This is a genomic window from Algihabitans albus, from assembly GCF_003572205.1.
Lineage (GTDB): Bacteria > Pseudomonadota > Alphaproteobacteria > Kiloniellales > DSM-21159 > Algihabitans > Algihabitans albus.
Genome location: NZ_QXNY01000006.1, coordinates 320510 through 344207, shown reverse-complemented (window position 1 = coordinate 344207; position 23698 = coordinate 320510). Strand labels below are relative to the sequence as shown.

20 protein-coding genes are annotated in these 23698 nt (G+C 65.3%); 8 read left to right on the top strand and 12 right to left on the bottom strand.

Going from position 1 to position 23698, the window contains the following annotated elements:
* Positions 1-18: 18 nt before the first annotated feature.
* The 8 genes from DBZ32_RS18370 to DBZ32_RS18335 all read left to right on the top strand — a co-directional run bounded on the left by DBZ32_RS18370 (position 19) and on the right by DBZ32_RS18335 (position 8603).
* Positions 19-921, top strand: a complete 903-nt coding sequence (locus tag DBZ32_RS18370) for a glycosyltransferase family protein (protein ID WP_119168687.1) — start codon at positions 19-21, stop codon at positions 919-921.
* 118 nt (positions 922-1039) lie between these two features.
* Positions 1040-1813: a sterol desaturase family protein gene (locus tag DBZ32_RS18365; RefSeq protein ID WP_456236569.1), complete on the top strand. Its 774-nt coding sequence runs from the start codon at positions 1040-1042 to the stop codon at positions 1811-1813.
* A gap of 34 nt (positions 1814-1847) precedes the next feature.
* A complete protein-coding gene (locus tag DBZ32_RS18360; protein WP_119168686.1) occupies positions 1848-3011 on the top strand; it encodes a hypothetical protein in 1164 nt (387 codons plus the stop codon).
* Positions 3008-3817, top strand: a complete 810-nt coding sequence (locus tag DBZ32_RS18355; protein WP_119168685.1) for a nucleotidyltransferase family protein — start codon at positions 3008-3010, stop codon at positions 3815-3817. The genes DBZ32_RS18360 and DBZ32_RS18355 overlap by 4 nt, the downstream gene beginning before the upstream one ends.
* 3 nt (positions 3818-3820) lie before the next feature.
* Positions 3821-4756 (top strand): metallophosphoesterase family protein, encoded by a 936-nt coding sequence (locus DBZ32_RS18350; protein WP_119168684.1) that lies wholly within the window; start codon positions 3821-3823, stop codon positions 4754-4756.
* A gap of 300 nt (positions 4757-5056) precedes the next feature.
* Positions 5057-6340 (top strand): LptF/LptG family permease, encoded by a 1284-nt coding sequence (locus DBZ32_RS18345; RefSeq protein WP_119168683.1) that lies wholly within the window; start codon positions 5057-5059, stop codon positions 6338-6340.
* Positions 6328-7437: an LptF/LptG family permease gene (locus DBZ32_RS18340; protein WP_162906833.1), complete on the top strand. Its 1110-nt coding sequence runs from the start codon at positions 6328-6330 to the stop codon at positions 7435-7437. The genes DBZ32_RS18345 and DBZ32_RS18340 overlap by 13 nt, the downstream gene beginning before the upstream one ends.
* A gap of 263 nt (positions 7438-7700) precedes the next feature.
* On the top strand, positions 7701-8603 hold the full coding sequence (locus tag DBZ32_RS18335) for a lysophospholipid acyltransferase family protein (protein ID WP_119168681.1): 903 nt from the start codon (positions 7701-7703) through the stop codon (positions 8601-8603).
* A gap of 7 nt (positions 8604-8610) precedes the next feature.
* Here DBZ32_RS18335 and DBZ32_RS18330 read toward each other — a convergent pair whose 3' ends face one another.
* From DBZ32_RS18330 to DBZ32_RS18275, 12 genes are all read right to left on the bottom strand, one after another.
* Positions 8611-9441 carry a DJ-1/PfpI family protein gene (locus DBZ32_RS18330; RefSeq protein WP_119168680.1) on the bottom strand — a complete coding sequence of 277 codons (831 nt, stop codon included), beginning with the start codon at positions 9439-9441 and terminating at the stop codon, positions 8611-8613.
* A 36-nt stretch (positions 9442-9477) separates the two neighbouring features.
* Complete coding sequence (locus tag DBZ32_RS18325; RefSeq protein ID WP_162906832.1) at positions 9478-11667, bottom strand: TonB-dependent siderophore receptor; 2190 nt, start codon at positions 11665-11667, stop codon at positions 9478-9480.
* Between the two features lie 147 nt (positions 11668-11814).
* Positions 11815-12192 (bottom strand): DUF2946 family protein, encoded by a 378-nt coding sequence (locus DBZ32_RS18320; RefSeq protein WP_119168678.1) that lies wholly within the window; start codon positions 12190-12192, stop codon positions 11815-11817.
* A gap of 166 nt (positions 12193-12358) precedes the next feature.
* Positions 12359-13336 (bottom strand): hypothetical protein, encoded by a 978-nt coding sequence (locus tag DBZ32_RS18315; RefSeq protein WP_162906831.1) that lies wholly within the window; start codon positions 13334-13336, stop codon positions 12359-12361.
* Positions 13336-14304, bottom strand: a complete 969-nt coding sequence (locus tag DBZ32_RS18310; RefSeq protein ID WP_162906830.1) for a diacylglycerol kinase family protein — start codon at positions 14302-14304, stop codon at positions 13336-13338. Before DBZ32_RS18310 ends, DBZ32_RS18315 begins: the two co-directional genes overlap by 1 nt.
* The gene (locus tag DBZ32_RS18305) at positions 14301-15296 is read right to left on the bottom strand and encodes a fatty acid desaturase (protein ID WP_119168888.1); all 996 of its coding nucleotides are present in this window, start codon (positions 15294-15296) and stop codon (positions 14301-14303) included. The genes DBZ32_RS18310 and DBZ32_RS18305 overlap by 4 nt, the downstream gene beginning before the upstream one ends.
* A 39-nt stretch (positions 15297-15335) precedes the next feature.
* Positions 15336-16577, bottom strand: coding sequence for a serine palmitoyltransferase (gene spt / locus DBZ32_RS18300; RefSeq protein WP_119168675.1), 1242 nt, complete (start codon positions 16575-16577; stop codon positions 15336-15338).
* Positions 16574-16831, bottom strand: a complete 258-nt coding sequence (locus tag DBZ32_RS22700) for an acyl carrier protein (RefSeq protein ID WP_119168674.1) — start codon at positions 16829-16831, stop codon at positions 16574-16576. The genes spt and DBZ32_RS22700 overlap by 4 nt, the downstream gene beginning before the upstream one ends.
* 101 nt (positions 16832-16932) lie before the next feature.
* Entirely contained in the window at positions 16933-17910 is a 978-nt protein-coding gene (locus tag DBZ32_RS18290) for an NAD-dependent epimerase/dehydratase family protein (RefSeq protein WP_119168673.1), read from the bottom strand.
* Positions 17911-17916: 6 nt separating this feature from the next.
* Positions 17917-19719 carry a fatty acyl-AMP ligase gene (locus tag DBZ32_RS18285; protein WP_119168672.1) on the bottom strand — a complete coding sequence of 601 codons (1803 nt, stop codon included), beginning with the start codon at positions 19717-19719 and terminating at the stop codon, positions 17917-17919.
* Positions 19720-20766: 1047 nt separating this feature from the next.
* Positions 20767-22413, bottom strand: a complete 1647-nt coding sequence (locus DBZ32_RS18280) for a class I adenylate-forming enzyme family protein (protein ID WP_119168671.1) — start codon at positions 22411-22413, stop codon at positions 20767-20769.
* Between the two features lie 11 nt (positions 22414-22424).
* Positions 22425-23690, bottom strand: a complete 1266-nt coding sequence (locus DBZ32_RS18275; protein WP_119168670.1) for an acyl-CoA dehydrogenase family protein — start codon at positions 23688-23690, stop codon at positions 22425-22427.
* Positions 23691-23698: the final 8 nt, after the last annotated feature.

Below are 23698 nucleotides of genomic sequence, written 5' to 3'. Positions count from 1 at the left end.
CAGGACGGAGAGACTGACGTGGAACACTGCGTTTTCATCCACACCAACGAACGGCAGATGCTCGGCGCTCTGGTCGCCCAGCATGCGCTGAAGCGGAATTCGCCCAACGCCGACAAGTTCGACGTCCGGCTGATCCACACCAAGGATCACCCCTTCCTGCTGTCCTACGAGGGCAAGACCTTCCTGCGCGACGGTGTCGAGCGGATCTGGCGCAACGACGACCTGCAATCCTTCACGCCGCTGCGCTTCATGCCGCCCGAGCTGATGGAGTACCGGGGCCGCGCCGTCGTCATCGATCCCGATATCTTCGCCGTCGGCGATATCTGGGAGCTGCTGTCGCGCGACATGGGCGGCAAGGCGATCCTCTGCCGCTACCGCTCCGGCGTGAAGCGTCTGTTCCGCTTCTGGGCCTCGAGCGTCATGCTTCTGGACTGCGCCAAGCTGACGCACTGGCGCTGCGAGGAGCAGTTCGGCGAGATGTTCGCCTTCAAGCGCGACTACATGCAGTGGGTCAGCCTCAAGCTTGAACCGCAGGACAGCATCGGCCTGCTGGAGGACCACTGGAACGACTTCGACCATCTGGGCCCGGAAACGCGGATGCTGCACAATACGCGCCGGCTGACCCAGCCTTGGAAGACGGGTCTGCCCGTCGACTTCACGCCGGCCGAACGCCACCGCCTGTTCCCGCCGCTGGGTTGGATCATGCGCGCCAGGCGCCATCTCTTCGGTCAGCACGGACTGCTGGGACGCTATCGTCAGCATCCCGACAGTAACCAGGAACAGCTCTTCTTCGGCCTTCTGCGGGAATGTCTGGAGTCGGGACTGGTCAGCGAGGATCTGGTACGCGCCGAGATGCGGCAGAACTTCGTTCGTCACGACGCCTTCGAGGTGCTGGAGCGTACGCCGCCCCTGGCAGCCTGACGGGACGTGGGCCGGAATGGGCCGATGTGGAGGAGGCGGGCCGGCGTAGCCTGCCCTTGTCGGTCTCCAGCCGGCTGATTACTTTGACGCGGCATCCGCGATACAGCGGATCAGCGAAGTGAGAGGGATCTCTGTGGTCGATTTCGGGGTCTGGGCGGGTCGCAAGTACTTTCTCGACAAGATGAGTCTTGCCGATCTGGTCAAAGCTTACTTCACGCATTACGCCATTCTGGTCTATCTCGCGCTCGCCGCAGCGGCGATTACGGCGTCGGTGCTGCTCACCGACAGCCTTTGGAAGCCGCTGCTGGCCGCCGCCGTGACGATCGCGCTCTATCCCTTGGTCGAGTACCTGCTGCACCGCTTCGTGCTGCACGCCCAGTTCCTCTACAAATCCCCCCTGACCGCGCGCCTGTGGAAGCGGATTCACTTCGACCATCATCAGAACCCCAACGATATGAGCGTCTTGTTCGGCGCGCTTCACACCACGCTGCCGCCCATCGCGGTGATCACCCTGCCGCTCGGCTGGGCCATCGGCGGTCCGGGCTCGGCGGCCGCGGCCTTCGCCGCCGGCCTGCTGGTCTTCGCCTTCTACGAATTCTGCCACTGCGCGCAGCACCTGCCCTTCAAGCCGCGGTCGGCCTGGCTGCAACGGATCAAGAAGAGTCACGTGGCGCATCACTTCCACAACGAGCAGGGCAACTTCGGGATCACAAGCTTCGCTTGGGACCGAGCCTTCGGCACCTACTATCCCCACGCCAAGCAGGTGAAGCGCAGCCCCACCGTCTTCAACCTCGGCTACACGACCAAGCAGGCCGAGCGTTACCCCTGGGTGGCCGAACTCTCCGACGCGCCCCGGCGACCGGATCCGGTGTGCCCCGCCCCCGGCGAGTAGCCTGACAGGCGCCGGAACCGGCGTAGCTTTGCCCATGGACAGATCCCCCGCCGCAACGCCGGCCACGCTGTCGGTCGAACAAGGTCGCAGCCGCCGCGACCTGACGCGCTTCTTCGAGGTGGCCGAGGTCCTTCACGCCGACGATCCCAATTGGATCGCACCGCTGCGCTTCGAGCGCCTGCGGCACTTCGATCCACGCCGCAATCCCTTCTTCGCGCAGGCCGAGTTCGCCTACTGGACGGCCACGCGCCAGGGACGGCCGGTCGGCCGGATCAGCGCCCAGATCGACCGCAGGCAATTAGAGCGGAGGGGCGACGCCATCGGTCATTTCGGATGCCTCGAGGCCGAAGACGACCCCGAGGTCTTCAACCGGCTCTGCGGCACGGCGGAAGACTGGTTGCGCCAGCGCGGCATGACGAGGGTCCAAGGCCCCTTCAGCCTCTCGATCAACGACGAGTGCGGCCTGCTGGTGAAGGGCTTCGACTCGCCGGCCTGCTTCATGATGAACTATGCACCGCCCTACTACGCGGATCGTCTGGAGCAACAGGGCTATCGGAAGGCGAAGGATATGGTCGCCTACCACTACGACGTCGCGGCCGCCGCACCGCCGGCGGCGCGCGCCTTTCTGGACAACGCACAACGCGCCAAGAAGCTGGAATTCCGCGATGCCAACCTGGCCGACGTCACGCGTGAGCTTCAGCACATCAAGGAGATCTTCAACGACGCCTGGTCCGACAACTGGGGCTTCGCCCCGATGACCGACGCTGACGTGACGTACCTCGAGACCAATCTCAAGCCCCTGCTGACCGCCGAATCGATCTGCTTCGGAGTGGTGGACGGCGAGCCCGTGGCGATGTGCGTCATCCTGCCCAACATGAACGAGGCCTTCGCCGGACTGGGCGGACGGTTGCTGCCCTTCGGCTGGCTCAAGCTGCTCTGGCGCCTCAAGGTGCGCGGCCTGAAAAGCGGACGCATCGCGATCATGGGCGTCAAGCGGCGGTTCCACGGCACGTCGCGCGGCACGGCCCTGGCCCTCGGCGTGATCGACCGCATCCGCGATCACCATCGGCGTCGCGGGCTGATCTGGGCGGAACTCTCCTGGGTCCTGGAAGACAATCTGCCGGCCCGACGGATTGTCGAGGCCTGGGGCGGCGAGGCCTACAAGACCTACCGCATCTTCGAGAAGCAGCTGTCATGACGGTGGAACCGAGCTTCACCGCACTGGTGCTGGCGGGCCAGCGGCCCGGCCGCGACGCTCTGGCGGACGCGGCGGGCGTCAGCCACCGCTGCCTGGTCCCCACCGGCGGCGTGCCGATGCTCGGCCGCGTCGTCGATGCCCTCAATCGAAGCGCCTGCGTCGACGGGATCACGGTATCGGTCGAGAGCCCCGCCGTGCTGGAATCCATCGTCGCCTTCGTCACCCGCGAAGGCCATGCCCGCCCCGGCGCCGTCGCGACCGCCGACAGCCCCAGTCAGAGCGTCCTGCGGGCGTTGAAGACGCTGCAAGCGCCGCCGCCCTACCTGATCACGACGGCCGATCACGCGCTGTTGACACCTGACCTGGTCGAGCGGTTCTGCGCACTGGCGCTGGAAACCGGCGCCGCGGTGGTGACCGGGGTCACCAGCGCCTCCACGATCCAGGCCGCCTACCCAGACGCCAAGCGCACCTACCTGAACCTGCGCGGCGGATCCTACAGCGGCTGCAACCTCTATGCCGTGATGGATCCGGACGGGCTTCGCGTCGTCGACTTCTGGGGCCGGGTCGAACAGGAGCGCAAGCGTCCCTGGCGCATGGCCTGGGCCCTGGGGCCGCTGATGCTCGCCCGCTATCTGCTCGGACGGCTCAGTCTGGACGATGCGGCCCGCCACATCTCGAAGCTGACCGGCGTGACCTGCGCCGCCGTCGTCCTGCCTGTCGCCGAGGCCGCGATCGACGTCGACAAGCCCGCCGACCTGACCCTGGTGGAGGGCATTCTGCGCCAACGCTCCGGCGCTCCCGTTTAGGCGATGTTCAGGCTGGCCCACCTCTCCGACCCCCATATCGCGCCTCTGCCGCCAGTGCGGTGGCGGCAATTGGCCAACAAACGGCTGCTCGGATATCTCTCCTGGAGACGGCGCCGGCAGCATATTCACAGGCGCGAGGTACTGGACGCGCTCACCCGCGACCTGCGGGCCGCCGCCCCCGACCACACGGTTGTCACGGGCGATCTCACCAACATCGCCCTGCCCGCCGAATTCGAACAGGCCGCCACCTGGCTGCGCGCGTTGGGGCCGCCCGATTCCGTCAGCGTGGTCCCCGGCAACCACGACGCCAGCGTCGCAGTGCCCTGGGCCGACTCCCTGGGACATATCGCGGCCTACATGACCTCTCATGACGGCGCCGACATGGCGGCAGATGAGACGGCAGAACAGGCGACCGGGTTTCCCTTCCTGCGCCGCATCGGGGAGGTGGCCCTGATCGGTCTCTCGACGGCGCTGCCGACGCCACCGGCCTTCGCCACCGGCAAGCTCGGGACGAGGCAGATCGAAGCTTTGGAAGACAGCCTGATCCAGCTCGGCCGCGAGGGCCTGTTTCGCTGTGTTTTGCTGCATCACCCGCCGATCGCCGGAGCCGTCAAATCCCGAAAGCGCCTGATCGACGCTGCGGCCTTCCGCCAGGCGATCGCCCGAACCGGGGCGGAACTGGTGCTGCATGGACACGATCACCGCCACAGCCGGGGGCGGATTCCGGGTCCTGCCGGCCCCGTGCCGGTCTGCGGCGTCCCCTCTGCTTCGGCGCTTGCCAGCCATGGCCGTCCTGCGGCGCTCTATCAGCTCTACGCCATCGGCCGCGAAGGGAATGCCTGGCGTGTCGATGTGAGCGCACGTACCTACTTTGAAGAAGAAGGAGCCCTGAAGCCGGCGGAAACGCGGGAAACCATCCTTGTGCCGAAGCCCGAATAACAGTCGACAGTCCCGAGGGCCTGATGCAGGGTGCGCGCGCGGCGAACTTCGGATAATCGCCCGCTACCGGGAGATTGCCAGGCTCCAAGCGATGCGGCGGCATCCGCCCGCAGATTGGCAGCGCAGGCGGCGCTCCACTGTCCGGGATCGATCGGCGCGGCGGCATTCAGAATCCGGCTTCGCGTTTGACATAGCAAGCAGGGCCGCGGCCTCCCAAGTCCGAGACCGGGCCTCACCAAGTCCAAAGGAGTCTCTCTTCGGCGACGGAACCCAAGTCCGGCGCCGGCATCGGAACGCCCCATGAAGACGCTGGACCGCTACCTGCTGAGCGAGACCTTGTGCCCCTTTGCGGTGACGCTCCTGCTCGCGCTTCTGGTGCTGCTGGTAGAACGCCTGCTTCGGCTTCTCGACTTGGCGTTGGGCACGGAAGGGCCGCTGCGCGTTCTCGTGCAGATGCTGACCTATCTCGTGCCCCACTACATCGGACTCGCCCTGCCCTTCGGCTTCTTCCTGGGCGTCCTGATCGGGTTCCGGCGGCTGCACCGCGACAGCGAACTCGACGCCCTGCTGGGAAGCGGGATCAGCCTGTTTCGGCTGCTGTGGCCGAGCCTGGGGGTCGCTCTGGTGGTCGCGGCCATCTCCTTGGCGACACTGGGCTACCTGCAGCCCCACAGCCGCTACGCCTACAAATCGATGGTGCACTCGGCGACCAGCACGGTGATCCAGGCGATCCTGGAGCCCGGCACCTTCACGAGCATCGAGGGCACCACCCTCTTCGTCGAGGAGATTTCCACGGACCGCCGGCAATTCCGGCAGGTGTTTCTCTACACGCAGAACGACAACGGCGCCTGGACCGCCGTCACGGCCGAAGAGGGGTTGCTGGTGCTGGGCGAGAGCGGCCAAGCGCCGACGGTCGTATTGCAGAACGGCGTGCTTCTGCACGGTCCAGGCGCCGGTCCGGGCTCGAGGGGACCGACGGAAGACGGAGCCGACCGGGGCGCCGAAACCGATGAGTCGGAGTCCGAAGCCGGGGCCGCGGAAAAGGGGACCTTGCGCTTCGAAAGTCGGACTGCCGGCCTGGCCGGAGGCTCGAGCGGTGCCTTCCCGCCGCGCGGCAGTCACGAGCGCGAAATGACCCTGTCGGAGCTTTGGCAGCAGCGCCATAGGCTGGGACTGGAGGTCGACCCAGCCGACATGGTGGCCGAGTTCCATGGCCGGATCGTGCGTATCCTGTCCGTCCTGGTGCTGCCGTTCCTGGCCGTGCCGCTGGCCCTCGGCACACGCAATCGTGGCCGCGGCCGTCTGATCGGCATTGCTATCGGCATCGTCGTCCTGATCGGCTATCACGAGACTCTCAGCTTCGGCGAAAACCTCGTGGAGTCGGAGAAGACATCGCCGCTCCTCGGGCTCTGGTTGCCTTTCCTCGTCTTCCTCGCGGCCAGCCTCGCGGCTTTCCTGCGCGTCGCCCAACGCTTGTCGCTGGGGACCATCCTGGCATGGTCCGGAGCGCGGCAGGCCGTATCGCGCGGCCCGGACCCAACCCGTTCCCCGGTCGAGGCGGAGGCCAGGCGATGCGCGTCCTGAGTCTCTACTTCACGCGCCTCTTCGTCGCCAGATTCGCTCTGGTCATGTTCGGTATGGTCGCGGTTCTGCTCAGCTTCGAGTTGCTCGAGCGGGGCGACAACGTCCTGAGCGCCTCGAACGGCGATCCCACTTCCCTGGTCCGCTATGCCCTCTGGCGGCTTCCCGACTTCGTCTCGCACCTCTTGCCGATCGCCACACTGCTCGGTGCCATCATGACCTTGGGCGAACTGGCACGTCATCACGAGTTGGAGGTCATCTGGAGCACCGGCACCTCTCCGGCCCGCCTGATCTTCGGACTGCTGCCGATCTCTTTTCTCCTGGTCGGCCTGCAGTTCGCCGTCGACAACTGGGGTGTTCCGCCCGCCATGGAGCAGGTGCGGGAATTGGGGATGGACAGCTTCGAAAGCAGCAGGCTGGGGGACGATTCCGGCAATGTGTGGTTGCGCAGCGGTGCCGACTTGCTGCGCATCCCGACGGAGTCCGCGCGCTCCGGCGAACTGCGCGGCATCGTGATTTTCCGCCGCGACGAGTCCGGCGCTCTGATCGAGCATTTGAGCGCCGCCGGAGCCGAACCGACCGAGGACGGATGGCTGTTGCGCGAGGTCCGGCAGTACGACGCCCTCACCCAACGGAGCAACCGGATACCGACGCTGTTCTGGGCCGGGCGGCTGGATCTGGACCAACTGATTCAACTATCGGTCGAACCTAGAGAACTGAACCTGGCGGAGATGCGCAACCTGGCGGCCAACGATGCCTACGGTCAGCGCCGGGTCGAGGTCTACGAGACCTGGTTCCATCAGAGGTTGGCGGCAGCCCTGGCGCCGCTGCTCATGATGACGCTGGTCGTCTCACTCGGCCAATACTTGCGCGCACGCCGCACGCTCGCCTGGATCTTCGCCGCCGCCGTCGCCATCAGCTTCGCTTACCTGGTTTTCGCACGGGCCACCTTGGCAATGGGGGAACTCGCCGTTCTCCCGCCCTGGCTTGCGGCCTGGGGTCCGGTGATCGCCTTTGGGAGCCTCGTCGGGAGCGTCCTCATCTTCCGGGATTCGGGGAACCGGCCGCCGGCACGCGCGCTGCTGAGCGCCGGTAACTGAACAGTCGAGACCACTCGTCGAGAACCTGCCGTTCACTCGCCCAATCAGATTTGTGATATTAGTGTGTAAAACCTGAAGTGGTCGTTGCCTGACGGTGGAATCGCCAGGTCAGCGAGGCTTGCTCCTCTCGAATCCCGGGGCCCGCGCCCCTAAGTCACCTGTACGATTTCTGTTGGCTGTCCCTTTGGTGAGAGACCTTGGCACGCACCTACCTGACGCCCTTTTTGGATGGAGCCGCTCAGCGCTCGCCACGGATCAGAAAGATGGTCTGGGGGGCCGAATACGCCTTCCTGTCGGCCTTCTGGGGGATCTGTTCCCTCTTGCCGCCACGGGTCGCTTCCGCCATCGGCCACCGTCTGGTCTGGTCCTACGCCCCTCGCCTCTCGAAGTTCCGCCACTCCGTGCGCAACCTCAGCATCGCCTTTCCGAACAAGAGCCAGGAGGAGATCGCCGCCCTGGCGCGGCAGAGCTGGGCGGCGACCGGGCGCGTTCTGGCCGAGTATCCCCACGTGGGGAGGATCTGCGCAGGATCCGCCGACGAGGGACCCGAAATGCTGGTCGACAGCGAGGTTGAGGACCTGGTGCGGGACGGCAAGCCGATCATGTTCGTCACGGCGCATATCGCCAATTGGGAGATCGCGGCCGGCGCCATCGCCCATCGTCTCGGCCTGCCCCTCAGCGTCGTCTACAGCCCACAGCAAAATCCCTACATCGCCGACCGGGTGCTGAGGATGCGCCGGGGCTTGGCCTGCGAGCTGATCGAAAAGCGAAAATCCATTCGCGGAAGTCTGGCGGCGCTCTCCAAGGGGCGAAGCATCGGCATGCTGATCGATACCCGGTCCGACGAGGGGGAACTTGTCCCCTTCTTCGGGATCGATGCGATGACGTCCCTGGTTCCCGCACGCCTGGCCCTGCGGACGAAGGTCCCGATGGTCCCCGTGCGCGTGGAGCGGCGAGAGGGCGCCAGCTTTCGCGTCCACCTGATGAAACCGATCCGCGTCAGCGCCGAGGCCCGCGACGAACACGAGGCCGCCCGCGCGCTGACCCAGGACATCCTCTCCCACTACGAGGCCTGGATCACCGAACGCCCGGGCGACTGGCTTTGCTCCAAACGGCGCTGGCCGAAGGACATCACGCGCCGGGCGGCCTCCGACGCCCCCGCGTGATGCCCGCCTACAGCCGCGTCATGGCCGTCTGAGCCACTTCCCGCGTATCGTCGATAAAACCCTCGAACATCTCCGTCAGCACGGCCGTGGCCTCCGGCGGCGCGGTTTCCGGCGTGCCGGCGTTGAACGGCGGATCGGGTGCGTACTCGGCGAAAAGCTGCACCATTTCCGCGTAGGCCCGACCGCGCAGGGCTTCGATGATGGAGAGGCCGAAGTCGATGCCCGCGGTCACGCCGCCGCCGGTAATCCGGTTGCGGTCGACCACCACACGCTCCTTGACCGGCGTGGCCCCCAACTCCGGCAGGATATCGTGAGTCAGCCAGTGGGACGTGGCGCGGTAGCCCTGGAGCAGGCCGGCGGCGCCCAAGACGAGGGATCCGGTGCAAACGCTGGTGACCCATCGGGCCCGGCTGGCGCGGTCCTGCAGGAAGGAGAGGGTTTCCTCATCCTGCATCGCGGCGAGCGTTCCCAGCGTGCCGCCCGGCACGCAGATCACCAGAAGATCCTCGGGGCAGTCCGCAAAGGTCGTCGTGGGCTGGATCAGAACGCCGGTATCGGTCGGAACGGGATCGGCCGTCTTGGCGACCAGGTGCGTTTTCTCCCCCCAGAGATTGATGAACATGTGGTGGGGACCGAAGACGTCCAAGGCGGTGAATTGGGGATAGAGCAGCAATGCCAGATGCCCGTCACGTTTACCGCCAAGCTGTTCCGTCAGCTCGGGGCTCATGGCGTGAGCCGCTTCCTTTTCCGCGCGGGCCACGGCGGCGGCCAGCAGGGCAAAGGGCGTGGCGGCCGAGGCCGCCAGACCGGTGTTGAACAAGCGTCGCGTAATGGTCATGAGGGTATCGTCCTTTAGCAAGGTGGGAGACTGGACTCAGAAAGACGCGCGGATCGTCGCGAAGACCGAGCGCGGTTGGGCGGGGCGCACGACGGACTGGCCGAGAAACTGATAGGGCTCGAAATAGTCTTCGTCGGTCAGGTTCTCGATCGAGAGTCCGAAGGTGACCGGGCCGGCTCCGTAGGAAAGCTGAGCGTCGGCCACGACATAAGCATCCGTCTCCAGGTCGTTGGGCAGCGTGATTTCCCGGCCCGAGGCCGCGGTCACGCCGATCCCGAGGCCGAGCCCCTCGAACGGCCCGTCCAGGAACGCGTAGCGTGCCGCCACGCGGCCGCTGTGACGCGGGATGCGCGCCAGACGGTCGCCCTCCGGTATCCGGGTATCTTCCGTCACCTTGGCGTTGGTGTAGGCATAGTTGGCCAGGAAAGTGAGCTCAGCCGTCGCCTGCCAGATGAGATCCAGTTCCGCGCCGCGGGCGCGCTGCTCCCCGGTTTGGATCTGAAAGCCGGGATTGGCAGGATCGAAGGTCGGAACGTTCTGGCGGATCAGTTCATAGCCCGCGATCGAACCGCTCAAGCCGATCCGGTCGAAGGAAAAGCGCAGGCCGACTTCGATCTGCTCCGACTCCTCGGGCTTCGGCGGACCGGTCCCGGTGAAGGCCTGGACACCCCGGAACCCGCGACCGTAGCTGGCGAAGGCGGTAACCTCCTCGATCACGTCGAGCGCGGCGCCGAACCGTGGCGTGACTTCGGTCGCGGTATAGTCCTGGCCAAGCTCCTTCTCTTCGACCGTCAGTCGCGTCCAGCGCAGTCCGCCGAGCAGATGGAGGCGGTCGAACAGCGTGATCTGGTGCTGCCCGTAGGCGGCATAGGTTCTGTAGGAGTTGTCCTGGATGGAAAAAAACGTGCCGTCCGGCGGGAGATAGGTCAGATCGCTCGTGGAATCGCCGAAGTCCAGAAAGCCGTTCGGTCCGAAGTTCAGCGAGGCCGGGTTTTCGGTGCGGTCGTATTCGAAGCCCACCAGCGACGTGTTGGAGAGTGAGCCGAGGTCGAAGTCATAGGTCAGGTTGGCGTTGGTGTTGAATTGCTCGACGTCGGTCTCGAGGATGCCGGAGAAGACCGGGTAAACCGACGGTGCGGTCGGGTCGAGCGGCCCACCGAAGAGGAAGCTGCTGTTTTCCTTGAAATAACTGTCGTAGTAGCTCGCCTGGACCATGCCCGTGAGGGCGTCGTTGAAATCGTGGGTCAGGCGGGTCTGAACCAGGGCGTTGCGAACCTCCGTGTCGGGCGTATCGCTCGCGCCGGAAAAGCGGAAACGGTCGATCTCGAAATCTCCGCGCACCGCCGCTTCGGCCGGCAGACCCGAATACTCGAGATACTCGTTTTCGGCGTAGATCCCCCGGATCAGCAGTTCCGTGTCCTCGGTGATCATCGCACGCAGGCTCGGCGACAGCAGAACGCGCTCGCTTTCCTCGAAATCGATGAAGGATTCGGCCTGCTCGAAGTCGCCCGAGAAGCGCAGCGACAGGCGGTCCTCCACGAGTGGCTGATTGAGATCCCAGAAAGGATTGACCGTGCCGAAGCTCCCGCCACGCAGACCGGCTGTGAGGGCGGCGTCGAATTCCGGCGCGCGCGGCACGACGTTGATCAGCCCACCGAGCGGCGCGCCGGTACCACCGCCGTAGAGCGTCGCCGACGGGCCTTTCAGGACTTCGATCCGCTCCACGTTCACCAGGCTTCCCGTATCGAAAACGTTGGTCGCACCGAAGATCGGCATGCCGTCGATGAATTGATCGGCCGGGAAACCGCGAACGAAGAAGGAGCTGAGCAGGGTTTCCTGGGGCCCCGGCGTGCGCACGCCACTGACGTTCTCAAGTGCGTCCTGGACCGTTTGATCCTGCTGATCCTCGATCAGGGATCGCGGGATCACCTGAATCGACTGGGGGATCTGCTCGAGGGGCGTTTCGGTTCGGGTGCCGGTCACGGCAGTGAGGGCCCGATAGCCGTCGACCGGTCCCGCCGGTGTCTGAGTAAAGGCGGGCGCGGTCACTTCGATGGGGGGCAAGACCGGCACATCGACCTGCGGCGCTGCGTTCCGTTCGTTGTTTTGTGCGTTGCTCCGGTCGACCTCCTGCGCCCTCGCCGCATCGAGTGCGGCCAGTTGGACGGAACAGGCGGAGAGGACAACCGCGCTGGCGTATCGCCAGGCGTGGCGTGGGAAAGGCATAGCGTGCTCCTGACAGGCCGAAGGCATGCTGGGATGCATCGGGCAAGACGGATCGGAAGACTCTGGGTTTGGCCGTCACGGCCTTCGTTCGGCGATGGACAGGCGATGCTGCCCGGCAGCAGCCGGGAGACCGGTCCGAACGAAGGGTCAGGAGCGCAGGGGCGGTGCCCGAGGTAAAAGCGCAGTCGGCCGATAGCGGATGTGACCGGCCGCCGGAATCGAGGACCAGGACGCCGGCGCCGAAGCGAGCGCCCGCGAGGTCAGATCCGCCGGAAGACTCGTCAGAACGACCGGCCCGATTGGGGCGAAGGTACAGTGGCTCTGCGCTTCGGCTTCGTGCCGGTCGTCGGGATCGACCGGGTCGCCATTCGCATCGAGCTCGATGGTCGAGAGGCCGTTGCCGGTGCAGATGACGAGCGTGAAGACGCCATCGCGCGCAGCCGCAAGATCGGGCATGAACCCGACCGGAATCATCGCCCGCAGCAGCAGGCAAAAGGCGATCAGCCCTGTTAACGCACGGAACACGCTGTCAATCCGCAAATACAGCAGGCGTTTTCGCTTATACGTGGTGCCGAGCGAGCGTTCAATGCGTCCTATTGGCGGAGGGGTAGAGACAGCTCCCCCTCGTCCACGCCAACCGGATATCGGCAGACCGGGCGGGACATCTCGCGGTTTCGTCTCCCGATCCGGCTTAGCGGAACGCGCCCTTGCGATAGAGACGCCAGGCGAGGCCGGGTGCCGCCAGCAGGGGGTGGCGGCGCTGCCAGGCCGTGGGCTCGGTGCGAATGCCGGAATGGGTCTCGATTTTCCAAAGCACGTAGTCGAGACCGTCCGTGAAGGTATGCGCGTTCTTGATCAGCCGCAGCACGTGCAGACAGCGACCGGCCTGGCGCCGCCAGTACCAGCGCCGCTCGGCCGTCCGGCGGCGACCGGGATCGGCGGCGTGATCGAAGCTCGGACCTTCGCCCGCGCGCGCGGCGGCGTCGGACGCGGCTGCCTGCGAAACCTGCCGGGCCTCGGCACCGAGCGCGCCCGCGCTCAGCCGCGCGTAACGCTCGACGGCGGCACCGTGCAGCACCTCCGACCGGCCCACCCGTTCGGCCCGGAATTCGGTCCGGTAGCTCTCGCGAAAGGCGCGGGTCCAGAGCTCGCTGGCGGAGAACCGCGGCGGCAACAGAGGCAGGGTCTGAGAGACCGTCGTCCGGACCGCCTGCACCAAGGCATCGCGAACCCGGGCCCGCACCTCTCCGTTACGCGCATAGGGCAAGGCGCAAGGTTGCGCCATGCGGGCCCAGATCGTCGGGACCAGGGCAGCCGGCGAACTGTCGCGGGCCAGGGCCGCCATGGAAATCACGGCGTATTTGGCGCGCACCGTCCGGCCCTGGAAGGGCATTTCGAGATAGTAGACGTTGGGGGGCACAAGCCGGTTCAAAAAGGCCATGACGCGGCTGTCGTGAAACGCGCGATAGCTATCCGCCAGGGCATAGAAATCGAGCACGCGGCCCTCGTCGCGACCGTCCCGCAGGCAAGAGCCGTAGAACAGGCAAGCCTGCACCGCCTCTCCGTGGCGCCGCCGGATCTCCTCGGCCGCCGCGACGACCGCGGCGGAGACCGGCTGCTCCAACTCGGACTCGATGATCCCGGCGATTTCGGCGCCATCGTCCGACATCAGCACCTCACGAAGCTCACGGGTCCGACCGCGCTCAACTCCAGCCAGCTCTCCGGCGCGGTCTCATAGAGCTCGCCGTCGAGCGCGAAGGGCAGTCCCGGACCGATCCGCACGCGCTCGGCATTGTAACTCCGGTAGCTTTCGACCGGCAGCCGGCGCGCCGGTCCTCCGTAGAGAACGCGAAAGGCGCGCCGTATCAAGCGGTCGGGCGGATGGCCGAGCGCGGTAAAACGCAGCCCGCCGCCGTCGCCGCCCCAGTAGGGCCGGAATCCGAGCACCAGACGATCCAAGGTGGTCGCCAGGGCCAGCAGCAGAGTCATCTCCTCCGCTTCCGCCCCGTCGACGCCGAGCCCGACGCACTCGCCCCGCAGGATCCGGTCGGACGCGCCGCCGTTCGCCAGATGCCGGACGATCAGGGCGCCGAGCGTCCGGAGGGTGTGAAGACGCGGGTGGCTGTGGCGTCCCGGAACTTCGTCGTAGCTGTAGCGGATCGCGCGATAGAGGCTGCCGAAGGCGAGGAACATGCCATAGACCGGCGGCAGATCGCCCTCGCGGCGCACGCGAATGACATGGCGGTCGGCGAGGCGCTCGGTGAGCCGGCCGGCCTCGGCGCAGCGCAGCAGGCGGGCCAGGGCGCGGTCCCTCGGCCCCGCCAGGCCGACATCGTCGGCACACATGTTCAGCGTTCCCCCGCGCAGCAACGCCAGCAGCGGCGGGCTGCGAAACCGCGTGCCCGACATCAGCTCGGTGAGGACCGCGGAAACGGTGCCATCGCCGCCGTTGATCGCGATCACGCCCGCGCCAGCGTCGGCGAAATCGTCGAGCGCCTCCGCCAGACCGCTCAAACCCTCGATCGGGCGATGGATGATGGCGGCGGAGGACGGACCGGAAGGGGGCGGGTCAGGAATCCCGGCACGGTTGCTCAGGCTAAGGGTGTTGCTGACGAGCCCGATAGGCAGACCGGTCACGGAGCCTGTTGGGCAGCAGAGGCGGCTGGGCGAGGATGCGCAGGCGGCGGCTCGGTCGGCGCCGTATGCACAATCCGGCTGTAAGTCGACATCGCCGGATTGAAGATAAAATTCGCCAGCACCGCCGTCCAAGAGCGGTAGGACTTCAGTCCGTCGTAGAACTCCGGCGCCAGCTTGCGCAGCCGCGGCAGGTTGTTCCAGGGCACATTGGCGAAGTCGTGGTGCTCGTTATGGAAGCCCATGTTGAAGCAGAGCGCGTTCAAGGGGCCGTAATAGGAATAGGTCTCCTGCCCCGGTTCCGTCAGGTAGTGCTCCTGAATCCAGCGCCCGCCGAGAGGATGCAGGCCCAGCGCGAAGACGGTGGACAGCAGCAGATAGGCCAGAGCCGCAGGGCCAAGGAGCAGGAAGACGGCAAGATTGACGAAAAGCTGAACCAGGACGTTGGCGACGATCCAGGGGTCCCAGAATTCCGTTCCCTTCACCATCATCGGCCGAAGCGCCTGAGAGATCGAGAAGAAGAACATCCAGATGGCCTTGCGCCAGGCCGAATTTCCGACCAAGCGCGCCTCGGCATGGCTGACGATATCCGGGTCCGAACCGTGCTCGCCAAGATGCTTGTGATGCATCAAATGGTACTTGCGGAAGGCCATCGCGCTCGGAATCGCGAGAGCGAAGTCGCAGATGATCCCAATGATCTTGTTGTGACTGCGCTTCTTGAAGACCAGCCCGTGGGTGCATTCGTGGATCAAGACATAGAGAGCATGGTTGAGGAAAGCGCCGAAGCAGTAGGCGATAACCAAAATCCAGGCCCAATGGATTTCCACCACCAGACTCGCGACCACGAGCTGAGCCGCCACGAGCCCGATCACCCAGGCGGCGGTCCAGGGATTGCGGCCCATCAGACTCTTGACCTCGGGGTGCTCGGCCAAAATGCCGCGCCGCCGGCCGACATGGCTGCACTGCCCCTCGATATACGTGAAGTCGCCGGTCATTCTCTCGATTATCCGTTAGGCCGCGTTACCGCCGCCGCTTCAATCCCCGGCTTGCGCCATCATGACCGGAGCCGGCTCCTGTACCGGCATCTGGCTCGCAAGCTCCTGGGCGATGTCTTCGAACCGGCGGCAGATCTCGTTGATCTGCGCTTCCGTGTGAGCCGCAGAGACACTGCAGCGCAGAAGCGACTCGCCGTGTGGCGTCCCCGGCGGAACGGCCAGGTTGACATAGACGCCGGCCTCCAGAAGCCGGCTCCAGGCGTAGTAGGCCGTCTCGATATCCGGAAGCTGCACCGCGATGATCGGGCTCGTCGGGGCACAGATCTTGAAGCCCTGCGCCAGGAGCCGCTGATAGACCTCTTCCGCGTTGCGCCACAGACGTTCACGCAGAGTGGAATCGTTGCGGATCTGACGGATCGCCGTGATCACCGACGCCACATTGGAGGGCGCCGAAGAGGCGGTGTACATGTACTGTCGGCTGCAGTAGCGCAGCACCTCGAACCGCGGATGGTTGGACGCGCCGAAACCGCCGACCGACCCAAGGCTCTTGCTGAAGGTTCCGACGTAGAAGTCGACCTGATCGGCAACGCCCTCGGCTTCCGCCGCACCTCGGCCGGTGTCTCCCAAGACGCCGAGGGAGTGCGCTTCGTCGACCAGAAGATAGGCACCGTGCTTGTTCTTGACCTCGGCGAACTCCGCAATCGGCGCGCGGTCGCCCAGCATGCTGTAAATGCCCTCTACGACCACCAGGTGGCTCTTGCCCTCACCCTCAAGGCGACGGAGCCGGCGGTCCAGGTCGGCCGGGTCGTTGTGGCGGAACCGCACGATGGTCGCGCCGCTTAGCCGGGCACCGTCGTAGATGCTGGCATGCGAGTCCGCATCGATCAGCATCACGTCTTTCGGGCCCGCCAGGCCGACCAGCATCCCCAGGTTCGCCTGGTACCCCGTCGGAAAGCCCAAAGCATGACGGCAGTTCATGAAACTGGCCAGCTCGTCTTCCAGCTGGCGGTGGTTCGAATAGGTCCCGTTCGCGATTCGCGACCCGGTCGTCCCCGTCCCGTGTTTGCGGATCGCCTGGGCAGCGGCTTCGATACAGGCCGGATCGAAAGTAATGCCGAGGTAATTGTTGGTTCCGGCGAGGATCGTCCGCCGTCCGTTGACCATGGCTTCGGTGGGCGAATAGACCTCCTCCAAACAAACGCCGAAAGGGTCGGCGCCTGCGTCCAGGAGCTGGTCGTGGCGGACGGCGATGTCGCCGTACTTGTCGAAAATATCCGTCATGCGCGGTTTTCCAAACGCGCGACGACGATCCGAACGAGATCCTGTGTGGTCTCGACGTCCGAGACCATGTTCACGGGGATATCGATCTCAAAGCGATCTTCTATTTCCATTATTAGATCCATAGCTGCCACCGAATCGATGTTCAGATCTGACATCAGTCTCGTCGATGTCGTTATTTCGATACCTTCGGCATTATAAACCTCCAATATATTCCGTATGCTTTCAAAGGTCGCTTGGTGATCCGCCTCAACCATTTTGGATTCGCTTTAACCATCGAAAAGCAATTTGGCCGGATTGTAGGAATACAGAAAAGGGCGTCAAGGCTTGACTCCGGGTCAAAAGAACAGGTGCGGCATTAGAGCCATCCAGCCTGCCGATACCAAGCGATCGTGGCCAAAAGGCCCTGGTCCAACTGGACCTCGGGCTCCCATCCCTCCAGTTCCGACGACTTTCCATCGCAACTGACCCAGTCGGGGTGAGAGAACTCGTTCAACTTACCTCGCGTCCAGATCGGTGCCCGGCCCAGAAGCGAGGCAACCCCCTCGCTTCCCGCTGCGGTTGCCCAGAGGACCGGCTGCGGCACAGAGACGGCGCGCACCCGCCGATCGAGCTGTCGTGCCGCGATCTCCGGAAGCTCGCTCCAGGCATATCCGCCGGCCCGCCCATCGTCCACTTCGGCGATCCCGCCAGACCAGGCTTTCTGCCGCAGCAGATGCTCGACGAGGTTTTCCAGGTCCGACAGATACAAAAGCGAGAAGCGATTGTTCAACGGAGCCGGCAGAATCCCCAGTCCGCGATTGAGTTGCTGGAACAGGCCGAAGGTGGCGCGGTCGCCCGGTCCATAAACCGCCGGCAGACGCAGGCAAAAATGCTCGAGCCCCGCCGCCTCGCGGACCAGCGCCCTTTCGCCGCCGAGCTTGCTCCCGGCATAGGCGGAAACGCCGGGCTCGCGGGCCGCCAGGGACGACAGCAGCAGAACGCGCGGCCTGGAGGCGGACTGCGCCGCGAGCCGGACCAGGCGGGCCGTGCCGGTCTCGTTGACCGCCGTGAAATCCGCAGCCCGGCGCGCCCGTATGGCGCCGGCGCAATGCACCAGGGTCGCAGCGCCGTCCAGCAGGCGGCGGAGGCTGTCCTCCCGATCGAGAGCCCCACGCACCACCTCGACGCCGAGCGCCTCAAGCTCCGGATCGGGGCGGCGGAGCAACAGGCGCAAGGGGATCGCGCGCGCACTCAGACGCTTGACCAGCGCACGACCGATGAAGCCGCTCGCGCCGGTCACCGCGACCGGCGCTTTCGCCAGCACCGACGCCTTGGCCTGCGCGTAAGTCGCCATCTTACTTCAGCCGCTGTCGGTCGCTGAACGCAGAGGTTCGAGCGTCACCAATGGGGCGGCGGGCCGGCTCAGGCTGAGGGGTTCGAGCCTGTCACCGAGATAGCTCGCCTTGACGGCAGCGCGGCTCAATTTGCCGGAAGAGGTAAAGGTGAGCGAGCGGGTCGGAACCAGCATGACCTCAGGATCGACCCCGGCGACCAGACGACTGGCGCCCTGCATATCCCGAACCAGGGTCTGGCGCGCGTCCTCGTCGGTCAAACGGCACTCGGCCACGATGACCACGCGCTCGCCCTTGATATCATCCTCGACGCAGAAGGCGGCGACACCGCCGGTCCGCAGATCCGGCAATTTCTCCAGGGCCCACTCCAGATCGTGCGGCCAGATGTTGCGCCCGTTGCTGATGATCAGATCCTTTTGGCGCCCGGTGACCACCAGTTCGCCATCGGCGAGATACCCCAGGTCGCCGGTATCCAGCCAGCCGTCCTCGGTCACGGCGCTTTGCGTGGCACCCTCGTCCTGGAAGTAGCCCTCCATCAGACTTGGGCCCTTCACGTGGATAGACCCGATTTCCCGGTCCGGCAGCACCCTGCCGCCGTTGTCGCGGATCTCGACTGAATGATCCGGCAAGGGACGTCCGCAAACCACGACGGTCCGCGCCCTCTTGGCGGATCCATTGCCGAGCTTCGCAACGGGCAGAGCCTGATGCAGCACCTCGCAGGCACGGCGGTCGATACGATCCGTCTTCAAGCCCCGCCCCAGAGGCGCGAAGCTGACGGCCAGCGTCGATTCCGCCAAGCCGTAGCTCGGCAGGTACGCCCGCTGGTCGAACCCGAAGGACGCGAACTGCATGGCGAACTGCTCCAGCACATCCGCACGGATCATTTCCGCCCCGACACCGGCAACGCGCCAGCGCGACAGGTCGTACGTACCGCCCTGCGCCTTCGCCGCCCGACGTACGCACAGGTCGTACCCCATGGTCGGCGCGAAGGAGATCGTCGCGCCATGATCCGAGATGATCTGAAGCCACAGCAGCGGACGCTTGGTAAAGGCCGAGGTCGGCAGATAGTCGGCGGAGAACTGGCCCATCATCGGCGTGATGGAAAAACCGACCAGACCCATGTCGTGGTATAGCGGTAGCCAGGATGCACAGCGATCGCCGGACTCGAGCGCCAGACCGTGACGGGCGATGCCCAGCACGTTGCTGGTCACACCGCGCTGGGTGATCATGACACCCCGCGGCATGCTCGTGCTACCCGACGAGTATTGGATATAGGCCGGATCCTCCTTGCCCAGAGGACGAAGATCGCCCCGACTCTCCGGAAGATCGCGGAAATCGCCCGGCGTGCCAACCATCCGGATGGCCAGACCCTCGGCCGCTTCGCGCAGGACGTCGATCATGTCGGCTTCGGCAACTGCCAGCGACACGTCGGCCGCCGAGAGCATGGCACGCAACCGCTCGACATAGGCGCTGCGGCCGCCGAGGTTCGTGCTGATCGGAAGCGGAACGGGGATCAAGCCGGCATACTGGCAGGCGTAGAAGAAGATCATGAAGTCCGCGGAGGTGGTCGCGATCAAGCCGACGCGGCTACCACGCGGGAGCCCCATGCCGGTCAGGCGCAGCGCCACCTCCACACTGCGCTCACGCAGCTCGGCATAGGGCAGCACCGCTTCGAGCTGGCCGCGGCCAGAGAAGAAATTGCAGCCCGTCTCACCACGCGCCGCATAGTCGAGCCCTTCGGAGAGGGTCTCGAAGGTCGCGAGGCGGAGATCGAGATTGCTGTTGATTGTCGGTGTCGGTAGGAGCGTCACTGGTTCACTTCACCTAGGTCAGGCCGTAAATACCCAAACTGACTCACAGCCGTTATCTCCCCCTTCTCGTTCTTCTCATCGAACAGCTTGCCGCCCCAGGAGACCCCTGGAGGTGCAACGCCACGGTTTTGCCGGATCGACCCGACCGAGATCTAATGCCCCCAGGCCTCTCGAACAATGCCTTAACAGGTCTCGAAAGCGACCAACATAAGCCTGACTCTCCCCTAGATTGAGTGGCCAGTTGAAGGGAATCTGCAGGGGAAACCCAACGCGCTCTTTGCCAGCCAACTCCCAAGACGCTGTCTACGGCAGAGGCGCCGAGACAAGTAATATTCGTCTAAAGTTACATCAGCTTGTCATATTTAGTGGCGATTCGCCTCCGGTTTTCGGGCTTTCTCGTGACATCCGATCACCCGCAGCCCGCCTTCATCCGTTTGATCAAACAGCGATAAGGAAGAGATGCGGCGCGATCAGTTCCCAAACGTCGTTCGATGACCAACAAAAAATCAGATCTAAAGCCTCTCTTCACGGGCAGTTCTAGACAAATCAACTTTTACTACAGAGTTCGAGGACAAGCCGGAGCGCCCGATTCAAGCTGTTTGGCCGAGCCCGCGACGCAAACTTTACAAGAGGTCGAAACACTGCAAGGCGATCAGCCAAAAGGGTTTTCTACGTTACAACGGACTCCGGCGACCGTTGCTCAAAAGGCTTTCCGAACGCTTTCATGCTACGTTTGAGACAACTTTTTCATACCCAGTGGGCTGCAGAACTGCTGTGGAAACACCGAGCGGGAAGAACGCCCCCCGATCGGCGCCGCAAGCGGACAGACCGCTGAATACTGGAAATTGTAGCCTCCACCCGAGCTGGGCTGCCCGCAAACCGGCGCGCGGACAGATCCGCGACCGCCGCTACGACGGGCGCCGCTCACGCCGCGTTCCCCTCGCACTCGAACCGGATCCGTGCCATCCGAGCGCGCCTGCCGGTCTCGGACAGACAGACGCCCAAGACCCGCTCAAGTCTAACCTTGCACAGTGTCGGGCCCCGGACTCAGGACCCGGCGTCGACTTCGAGAGACTCGCGCAAGGCGGCCTTCATCAGTTTGCCGTTCGCATTGCGCGGCAGGGGACGGTCGAGAAAGACGAAACGGTCCGGGACCTTGTAGTCGGACAAGCGTGCGGCGCAGAAGCTTCGCAGGCCGTCCCGGTCTTCGACACCGTCCCGAGGATGAACGACCGCGAGTATCTTCTCCCCCAGCACCGGATCGGCGAAGGACAGGACGGCGGCCTCGGCGACGGTGGCATGGGCGGCCAGAACGTTCTCGACCTCGGCGCTGAAGACCTTGTAGCCGCCGCGATTGATCATGTCTTTCTTGCGATCGAAGACGCGGAGATAACCGTCCGGGCTCATGGCGCCGATGTCGCCGGAGCGCCAGAAACCGCCGACGAAGGAGTCACGCGTCGCCTGCGGGTTGTTCCAGTAGCCCGCGACCACCATCGGACCGCCGATCCAGACTTCGCCGGTCTCTCCCCGATCCACTTCACAGCCGTCGTCGTCCATGACCCGCACTTCGGCGCAGGGAAGGGAGCGGCCGACGCTGTCGCTGCGCGCCGCCTTGTCGCCCAGCGGCATGACGGTGGTCGGGGAGGTCGTCTCGGTCGCACCGTAGGCATTGGCCAGGGCGAGGCGCGGCAGGGTATCGGCCAGCGCGGCAATGGTCGCCGGCGGCATGGGCGCGCCGCCGTAGGCACCCACGCGCCAGGCCGACAGATCGTAGTCGGGGAGGTTCGCGCGCAGCAGGCAGAGTTTGTACATGGCCGGCACCATGACCGTCATCGTCATGGCCTCCCGCGCCGCAAGCGACAGGAATTCGGGCACCGCGAAGGTCTCCAGGACGATGACGGCGCCGCCTGCCGAAAGGGGCGCCATGATGCAGGCGATCAGACCGGTCACATGGCTCGCCGGAACCGCCAGCATGGCGCGGTCGTCCGGGCCCAACCGAAAGCAATGCCGATAGTGCAGGCAAGAGTGAACGATGTTCAGGTGGCTGAGCATCGCGCCCTTCGGGTGACCCGTGGTTCCCGAGGTGTAGAGGATGACGGCCGTATCCTCCTCACCGCCCACCGCTGCAGTAGTGGAAGATCCTGCGCCGGCAAGCAGACTTTCGAAGGTGACCGTCGCGCCACCGCTATCGACACTGCTGCCATCGACCCCGTCGCATCTGCCCTCCAGGCCGATGCGCAGAGTCAGTTCGGGAACCGCGTCGGGCGCGGGAACGCGGCCGGCGAGACCGCTCTCGTAAACCAATCCGCGCGCGCCGCAGTCATTCAGAATGTAGGCCAGTTCCAAAGTCTGCGCGCGGACACTGAGCGGCACGGCGATCAGGTCCGCACGAACGGCCGCCAACAGAGCGACCAGGAACTGCCAGCGGTTGGCGATCAGCAGACCGAGACGACACCCCGGTTCGAGCCCGAGGTCCCGATATCCAGCGGCCGTGGCCGAGACCAGCCGATCGAGCTCGGCAAAGCTGAGCCGACGACTGCCGTCCACCACGGCGTCGCGGTCCGGATGAGCTTCGACCGCCGAGCGGAACATCGCGTCGAAACTGGCCGGCCGCTCGGCGAAGCAGGTCACGACCCGATCGCCGAAGTGTCCCTCGCGGCGCGTCGCCGGCACCGGCTCCTCGGGCGTAACCATGGCGGCGATTCCTACTCGGCGGCCAGCTCGTCGGGCAGCGTGTAGTAGGCCGCCCCGCGGCCGAGATGCGCGCGCGCCTGTTTGAGTTCGCGCCGCGCCACCGAGCGGATATGGACCTCATCGGGACCGTCGATGAAGCGCAGGGCCCGGCCCCAGGTCCAGAGGAACGACAGTGGCGTGTCGGGCGTCAGTCCCATGGCCCCGAAGATCTGCATGGCGCGGTCGACGACCTGCGTCTGCAGCCGCGGTACGATGACCTTGATCGCCGAGACCTCGTTGCGCGCCGCCTGGTTGCCCTGGGTATCGATCAGCCAGGCCGCCCGCATGACGTAGAGCCGTGCCTGATCGATCTCCATGCGCGAGAGAGCGATCCACTCCGCAACCTGGTCATGCTCATGCAGATACTTGCCGAAAGTCTTACGCTCCATCGCGCGTTCGCAGGCCAACTCCAGTGCCAGTTCGCATTGGCCGATCGAGCGCATGCAGTGATGAATCCGGCCCGGCCCGAGACGCGCCTGCGCCAGAGCGAAACCCGCCCCTTCCTCACCCAGCAGATTGACGGCCGGCACCCGCACGTTTTCGAACAGCACCTCGCAGTGCCCCTCCGGAGCGACGTGATGCATGATCGGCAGGTTGCGCACCACTTTGACGCCCGGCGTGTTCATCGGCACCAGAACCATGGAGTGGCGACGGTGCGGGTCGGAGTCCGGCGCCTGGTCCGAAACTCCGAGCACGATGGCGACCTCGCAGCGCGGATCGGCCGCGCCGGTGATGAACCACTTCCGTCCGTTGACGACATAGTCGTCGCCGTCACGCAGAACGGTGGTCTGGATATTGGTGGCGTCCGAGGAGGCGACATCGGGCTCGGTCATGGCGAAGCAGGAGCGGATATCGCCGTTCATCAAAGGGACCATCCAGCGCGCACGCTGCGCGTCGGTGGCGAACATGTGGAGCAACTCCATGTTGCCCGTGTCGGGCGCCGAGCAGTTGAACACTTCGGACGCCCAGTAGATGCGCCCCATGATCTCGGCCAGGGGCGCGTATTCGAGATTGGTCAGGCGCGTGCCCGGCTCGTCGTCGCGCAGCGCCGGCAGGAAGAGGTTCCAAAGACCCTCGTCCTTGGCGAGCTGCTTCAAATCCTCGACGCAGGCCGGCGGAAAGACGCCGGCCTCCGTTTCGCGCAGCCACTCCTTGTGGGCCGGAACGACATGGCGGTCCATGAAGTCGCGCAGTCGCGCGCTGAGTTCCTCGACCTTCGGCGACATTGAAAAGTCCATGGTCTAGC

Bases quoted from the DNA above. Each gene is read 5' to 3' on its own strand.
- DBZ32_RS18360 (WP_119168686.1), top strand. From the start codon at position 1,848: ATGGACAGATCCCCCGCCGCAACGCCGGCCACGCTGTCGGTCGAACAA.
- DBZ32_RS18355 (WP_119168685.1), top strand. From the start codon at position 3,008: ATGACGGTGGAACCGAGCTTCACCGCACTGGTGCTGGCGGGCCAGCGG.
- DBZ32_RS18350 (WP_119168684.1), top strand. From the start codon at position 3,821: ATGTTCAGGCTGGCCCACCTCTCCGACCCCCATATCGCGCCTCTGCCG.
- DBZ32_RS18345 (WP_119168683.1), top strand. From the start codon at position 5,057: ATGAAGACGCTGGACCGCTACCTGCTGAGCGAGACCTTGTGCCCCTTT.
- DBZ32_RS18340 (WP_162906833.1), top strand. From the start codon at position 6,328: ATGCGCGTCCTGAGTCTCTACTTCACGCGCCTCTTCGTCGCCAGATTC.
- DBZ32_RS18335 (WP_119168681.1), top strand. From the start codon at position 7,701: ATGGTCTGGGGGGCCGAATACGCCTTCCTGTCGGCCTTCTGGGGGATC.
- DBZ32_RS18330 (WP_119168680.1), bottom strand. From the start codon at position 9,441: ATGACCATTACGCGACGCTTGTTCAACACCGGTCTGGCGGCCTCGGCC.
- DBZ32_RS18325 (WP_162906832.1), bottom strand. From the start codon at position 11,667: ATGCCTTTCCCACGCCACGCCTGGCGATACGCCAGCGCGGTTGTCCTC.
- DBZ32_RS18315 (WP_162906831.1), bottom strand. From the start codon at position 13,336: ATGTCGGACGATGGCGCCGAAATCGCCGGGATCATCGAGTCCGAGTTG.
- DBZ32_RS18305 (WP_119168888.1), bottom strand. From the start codon at position 15,296: ATGACCGGCGACTTCACGTATATCGAGGGGCAGTGCAGCCATGTCGGC.
- spt (WP_119168675.1), bottom strand. From the start codon at position 16,577: ATGACGGATATTTTCGACAAGTACGGCGACATCGCCGTCCGCCACGAC.
- DBZ32_RS22700 (WP_119168674.1), bottom strand. From the start codon at position 16,831: ATGGTTGAGGCGGATCACCAAGCGACCTTTGAAAGCATACGGAATATA.
- DBZ32_RS18290 (WP_119168673.1), bottom strand. From the start codon at position 17,910: ATGGCGACTTACGCGCAGGCCAAGGCGTCGGTGCTGGCGAAAGCGCCG.
- DBZ32_RS18280 (WP_119168671.1), bottom strand. From the start codon at position 22,413: ATGGTTACGCCCGAGGAGCCGGTGCCGGCGACGCGCCGCGAGGGACAC.
- DBZ32_RS18275 (WP_119168670.1), bottom strand. From the start codon at position 23,690: ATGGACTTTTCAATGTCGCCGAAGGTCGAGGAACTCAGCGCGCGACTG.